Genomic DNA, 6,152 nt, shown 5'->3' with positions numbered 1-6,152 from the left:
CTCGGGCCCGGCCGGCGTGCTGCTGGCCAGCGCGGGGCGCGATGTGCACCTGACGGCGGCAGCGCTGCAGGCCGACAGCATCCAGGTGGACGCCGGGCGCGATCTGAATCTGGCCACCGTCAATGCCAGCAATCTGACCGACATCCGCTGGAACGCCGACAACCGCCTGCGCGTGAACCAGCGCGAAGAGATCGGCACACACATCACCGCCAATCACGACGTGGTGCTGCGCGCCGGGCAGGACATCACAGCACGCGCCGCCCAGGTGCAGGCCAACGGCGACCTGAGTGCCGTGGCTGGGCGCAACGTCATCGTTGAGGCAGGCGAAGCCACGTTCGAACTTGACGAAGCGCGTCGCACCAAAAGCCGTGGCCCGGTCTCCAGCAAGACCACCACCACCAAGATCACCCATCGAAGCGCAAAGGCACAGCTCAGCCACCTGCAAGGCCAGAACGTTGAGGTGCTGGGCACCAACGTCGTCAGCGTGGGCGCCAGTATCCGAGGTGACGAGAGCGTGCACATCGAAGGCGCTGACCAGACCCTGCTTTATGCCGCGCAAGACCACAGCTTCACGCAGGTGGATGTGACAACCAAGCGCAACAGCGTCGTCGGCCCCAAGACCCGCAAGCACGAAAGCACCGACATCCAGGTCCACAACGTCGGCATCGGTACCCAACTCATCGCCGACGAGGCCATCCGCATCGGCGTGGGCGAGCGCACCGAGCTCATCGGCGCACACGTGAGTGCACCCACCATCGGATTCACCCGCAGCGCGCATGCCGCCCCCGACGCAGCAGGTGAACTGCTGCTCGGCGCCAGCGTCGATACCGACATCCACAGCCACCAGAGCAAGACCGTCACCGATGGCCTCTGGCAAAAGGTCATCAACAGCGGGCACGAGACCGAAACCTTGAAACCCACCGAACTGCACGGCCAGGTGCAGTTCGACCCCGCCCTGTCCATCACCGCGCAGATACCCGCAGGCCCGCTGCGCCAGCAGATCGAACAGCTTGCCCATCAACCCGGCCTTGCCCACCTGGCTGCGCTGGCGCAGCGGGAGGACATCGACTGGCAAGCCATCGACCTCGCCCAGCGGCAGTGGCACGACAAGCAACAGGGTCTGACTGGCGCGGGCGCCGCCATCCTCACGCTGGTGGTGGCCTACTTCACCGCCGGCATGGGCACCGAACTGGCCATTGCGGCTTCCGGCAGCACCACCGGTGCCACCGCCGCCGCACTCACCACCACCACCGCCGCAGGCGCCACCGGGTACACCATGGCTGGCGCCGCCATCAACGCCGGCTTCACCAGCCTTGCCAGCACGGCCGCAGTGAGCTTCGTCAACAACGGTGGCGACCTGGGGGCCGTCTTCAAAGACCTGGGGTCGAGTGCCAGCGTCAAGCAACTGATCACCGGCATGCTCACCGCCGGCGCCATCAATGGCCTCTCCAGCCAGCTCAGCGTGGGCGGCAAGGCACTGAGCGACATCACCATCAAAGATGGCTTCACCAGCTACTTCAGCAAATCGTTGATCGAGCAAAGCACGGGCGCCGCCGTGAACAGCGCGCTCAACGGCACCTCGCTCAAAGACGGACTGCAGAGCGCCTTGATTGCCAGCGCCCTCGGCAGCGCAACCGCCCTGGGCGCCAATGCCATCGGCGACCTGGGCCTGCTCGAAGACCTCAACGGCCAGCCCGTGCTCAACCCCGCCGGCAAGGCCTTGCTGCACGCGCTGCTCGGCTGCGCAGCCGGGGCAGTGCAGGCCGGCTCACCAGGCTGCGCGGCGGGCGCCAGCGGTGCCGTGCTGGGCGAACTCGCCGCCGCCTGGTACGACCCCACCGGCAGCAAGCCCCGCGCCGAGACCGAGGCCTTCGCAGCCGCTGTGGCCGGCCTGGGCGGGGTGCTGACGGGTGATGAGAGCAGCTTGGGCGTGAACATCGCCGCGCAGGCTGGGCGCAATGCGGCGGCGAACAATTATCTGAACCACGTTCGCCCGACCATGCTGCGCCTGTCCGAGGTGGAGCAGTACGAGCGCGCGACCAAAGAATGTGCCAGTGGCGACGCCACCGCCTGTGCGCGCGGCACGGCGCTGGTGAACCTCTCTAGGGAACGCGACCGCGAACTGCAACAAGCTTGCAGCGGTTCCTCACCGGCGCTGTGCAGCAGTCTCTCGGCAGAAGCACGCGCCATGGGAAACACCGTGCACGGCCAGCCCGGTCAGCTTGTCTACGCCAACAGCCCGAACGCGGGGTTTGCGCTCAACGTGTCCACGCTAGGTCCAGTCACACCCAACCCTGCGCTGCGCCAGAACTTCCACATTCAACTGGCGCAAAGCACCTCACAAGGTTTGCTCTTTGCCCTGCCCGGTCCGGAAGACGCGGCGGTGGGCGCGCTGCTGCTCACCGCGCCCGGCAAGGTGCTTGCCGAGGTGGTGGTGCAGGGCGGGCAGAAGCTGCTGAAGTTTGCCGACGGCGTGCTTGCCCCAGTGGGCAGCGCCGAGGCCAAGCTGCTGGCCGAAGCGCGGATCCAGAACAACCTCACCGCCGACATGCCCGGCTTTGGTTCGCACGCCGTGCGAGACTTCCAGGCGGGTACCACGCATCGGGCTGAGGTGATCAACGCCGGACAGGTGACGGATCGCGACTTGTTGCCGAGGGTCGATGAGATCAAAACCCTGAGTGACAACCAGCAGGGTCTGAACGCCTACGGCTGGATGACTCAACGCCCCGCGTGGAAAGAGGGGACGATGGTGACTGATCGGGTGACCACGCAGACGGAAACTTATCGAATGGTTGTGGATGAACAGAAGTACAAGGAAATTGATCGGCTGATCGCCACGGGAGATCACGAGGCGGCGGTCAAACAACTCGGTGCATGGGCCACCAAGGACCCAATTTCTACCGTTGCGGACGTCCGAGGGAACTTGGCCATCAGCAGCGAATGGAAGGGCACCAACGGCACGCCCATGTATGTGGTTGAGTTCAGTATCAAACCCGGAGTCGGCTTGCGCGAGGGCCAAGTAGGCCCAATATATGACCGCCTAACAAGCAACGTCCTGCAAGGCGGAGGCCATCAAGTTCAGTTCATGAATGCGTCTCCGCAAACCTCGCCAGTGAGCTTCATCATCGATCTCAACAACTCAAGAAAGCTCGCGCCATGACCACCGAGATCCGACAAACTTTCCTTCTCTGGGGCGCGGCTGATGGCGAGCAGTTCCATTACCTCGTTGATCGAGGAGGCCGGCCTGATGAAGGAAACAGCGAGAAGCTGCACGCACTCAAGAAACCCGTGACACCGTTGAGCTCACAACTGCTTCTTGAGGATGATCGGTTGGTCACACTTCCCTTTAACGACTTCGCATGGATCCTCCCCGACCGCACCGGCGTCCTGGTCATCTTCAAGCCTGGCAGCTACACCCACCCCGACGGCAGCGACGTCTTCCCCTGCCCCGACAACGCTGCCATCTTCAACGCCGACGGCAGCCTGCGTTGTCAGGTGCGCTTCGCAAGCGGACCCGAACGAAGCGCGGACTACGTCATTGGTCGAACCTTCACGCGCACGATCACCCACCAAACCCTGCCCATCGGTCGGCGAGGTGACCCCATCGACCCTCCCATCGTGCAGTTCGGTGTGTTGGTCGGGACCAAGGAGCATCCGCCTGAGAGCTTCTATGTGCTCAATACCGGGACTGGCGAATTGACCAATGGATTGTTCAGCGTCCCGTACTGACCGCTGCAGCAGGCCATGGCTTCACCGAAGTCAGGTCAAGACCTGCAGGCCTGTGCCAATGAGTCCCGCCGCATGAAAGATGCCAAAGGAACACCATGAAAATCGAATGGGATGACTGCTACGAGTTCGTGCCGTCCGTGCCACAGCCCAGGTCGAACTGGGCACTGAGTGAACTTGCTGATGAGTTGCAGAGGCTCAAGGTAGACATCAATGTCACGCTCCTTGGTGTGCCTGATGCGTTCCCAGATGGGGGTTGGTGCATTCACCCAGAAGGCGATCTGTGGCTGGTCTATCACTCGGAGCGTGGTCGCCGCTCTAGGCCCGCCATCTTCACCAGTTCGTTCGATGCGGAACTTCAGCATTGGACTCCAGGCTGTACGTTGCACCTTGACGGTTCGGCCTACCAACACTACCTGCTCGACTCCGATACAGGCATCGCAACGAATGTGACCAAGTGGCCAGTACGGCAGTGGCAAAGTCGCGTTCTTCGCGGGCCATGCGAGTGGGACATTGCCTGGCTGGGCTCCAGCGCTGTCGCCAAGGACTCGTTCGGAGGCCTCAGCGCGGCGCACCCGCCGCCAACCACGCCCGCCAGCCGCCGAAATGTGTGATGTCGGTTGCGCCCGCGATGCCTTGGCCTTCGCAGATGAAGCCGGGCACCTCGCTGCCATCGGCCAGCTTCACCTTGCCGATGCCCAGCGGCGCCGGGATGCCGGCCACGAAACTGCCGAAGTGCGCGGCGGGCACTTCCCACACCTCCAGTGCGATGGCCGAGCCGCCCGAGGCCACGCGCACCATGCCGGGCCGTTGCACCGGGCCGCCGGCCAGGGCGTGCAGCTGGTATTCGGGGGCCGAATGCGGGCTGCCGATGAGGCGTGCGCCGCGCGAGGTGAGCTGGTGGTTCAGGGGCAGACCCGAGAGGTGGGCACCGCACACGGCCACGCGCACGGTGCCGCTGCCGGCCGCGCCCACCTCGCCCGAGGGCAGGCCGGTGCAGGCCGGTGCGCCGGCCAACGGCGTGGGCGTGGCGCCGAGCGTGAAGGTCTCGGCGCGGTGGAAGCGGTCGGCCAGGCGCAGCAGCGGGATGTCCTTGAACGCGGGCGCGGCCAGCGTCACGCCCCAGGGCAGGCATTGCGCCGGGCCATCGGCCAGAAAACCCGAGGGCACGGCCACCGCGCTGTAGTCCAGCAGGTTCATGAAGTTGGTGTAGCGACCCAGGTTGGAGTTGAGCTGGATCGGATCGGCCTGCATCTCCGCGATGCGGTAGATGGTGCCGGCGGTGGGCGTGAGCAGGCAGTCGATGTCGGTCCAGATGGCGTCGCACACGCGCTTGAGCGCCTTGAGGCGGTAGCTCGCCGCGAAGGCCTGGGCGCCGGTCACGCCGCGACCGCCCTCGATGATGGTGCGCACCGGGGGAAACACGGCCTCGGGTTGCGCGTCGATGAAGGCTTGAATGGCCACATAGCGCTCTGCGACCCACGGGCCGTCGTAGAGCAGGCGGGCTGCTTCCAGAAACGGCGTGAGGTTCACTTCGACCGGCAAGCCGCCCAGGGCCTCGAGCCTCTCCACCGAGGTGGCGAACAGTTTCGCGGCCGCACCGTTGCCGAAGAACTCCAGGTCTTGCGCGCGCGGCACACCAAAGCGGAACGGGCCTTGTGAGAAATCCACGCCGAAGGACTGCGCCGGGCGGCTGTAGGCATCGGCTGCGTCGAACGCAGCCGCGGCGCCCAGCACGGCCTGCACGTCGGCGGCGGTGAGCGCAAAGATGGACACCGTGTCCAGCGAGCGGCAGGCCGGCACCAGGCCGGTGCCCGAGAGCAGGCCCAGCGTGGGTTTGAGGCCCACCAGGTTGTTGAACGACGCCGGCACGCGGCCCGAGCCGGCGGTGTCGGTGCCGAGTGAGAACGTGACACAGCCCTTGGCCACCGACACGGCCGAGCCCGAGCTCGAGCCGCCCGAGATGAAGTCGGGGTCGAACGCGTTCTGGCACGCGCCATACGGTGAACGCGTGCCGTTGAGGCCGGTGGCGAACTGGTCGAGGTTGGCCTTGCCCACCGGCACCGCACCGGCGGCCATCAGCTGCTCGATGAGGAACGCGTTTTCGGTGGGCGTGTAGGCGAACTCGGGGCAGGCGGCGGTGGTGGGCACGCCGGCCAGATCGATGTTGTCCTTGATGGCGAACGGCACGCCGAACAAGGGCAGGCTGGCCGGGTCCACACCGTCGAGACGCGCCACATGGGGCGCCACTTCGGCATCGCTCAGCACGTGGATGAAGGCATGGTGCGTGTCGGCGCGGCAGCGGGCCAGCGCTTCGGCGATCACCTCGCGCACGGGGGTGCCGCCGCGGTAGGCGGCTTGCAGGCTGGCGAGATCGAAAGAGAGTTGGCTCAGTGACATGGAAACACTCCGTTGTTGTTCTGGAC

At 65.6% G+C, this 6,152-nt stretch carries 4 protein-coding genes; 3 read left to right on the top strand and 1 reads right to left on the bottom strand.

Translation table 11 applies throughout. The features are described from left to right. From V6M63_RS12780 to V6M63_RS12770, 3 genes are all read left to right on the top strand, one after another. Positions 1–3,160 (top strand): DUF637 domain-containing protein (locus tag V6M63_RS12780; protein WP_332742329.1); only part of this gene is annotated, 3,160 nt, incomplete at its 5' end. Further along, entirely contained in the window at positions 3,157–3,729 is a 573-nt protein-coding gene (locus V6M63_RS12775; RefSeq protein ID WP_332742328.1) for a hypothetical protein, read from the top strand. The genes V6M63_RS12780 and V6M63_RS12775, both read left to right, overlap by 4 nt. A gap of 95 nt (positions 3,730–3,824) precedes the next feature. Beyond that, a complete protein-coding gene (locus tag V6M63_RS12770) occupies positions 3,825–4,340 on the top strand; it encodes a hypothetical protein (protein ID WP_332742327.1) in 516 nt (171 codons plus the stop codon). Here V6M63_RS12770 and atzF read toward each other — a convergent pair. Beyond that, positions 4,288–6,126, bottom strand: a complete 1,839-nt coding sequence (atzF, locus tag V6M63_RS12765; protein WP_332742326.1) for an allophanate hydrolase — start codon at positions 6,124–6,126, stop codon at positions 4,288–4,290. The two genes, V6M63_RS12770 and atzF, sit on opposite strands and share 53 nt — an antisense overlap. Positions 6,127–6,152 lie beyond the last annotated feature (26 nt).

The organism is Hydrogenophaga sp. (assembly GCF_036675665.1).
Lineage (GTDB): Bacteria > Pseudomonadota > Gammaproteobacteria > Burkholderiales > Burkholderiaceae_C > Hydrogenophaga.
This window is presented reverse-complemented; position numbering and strand designations above follow the sequence as displayed.

Excerpts from the sequence above, each read along its gene's own strand:
- V6M63_RS12775 (WP_332742328.1), top strand. The coding sequence starts at position 3,157 with ATGACCACCGAGATCCGACAAACTTTCCTTCTCTGGGGCGCGGCTGAT.
- V6M63_RS12770 (WP_332742327.1), top strand. The coding sequence starts at position 3,825 with ATGAAAATCGAATGGGATGACTGCTACGAGTTCGTGCCGTCCGTGCCA.
- atzF (WP_332742326.1), bottom strand. The coding sequence starts at position 6,126 with ATGTCACTGAGCCAACTCTCTTTCGATCTCGCCAGCCTGCAAGCCGCC.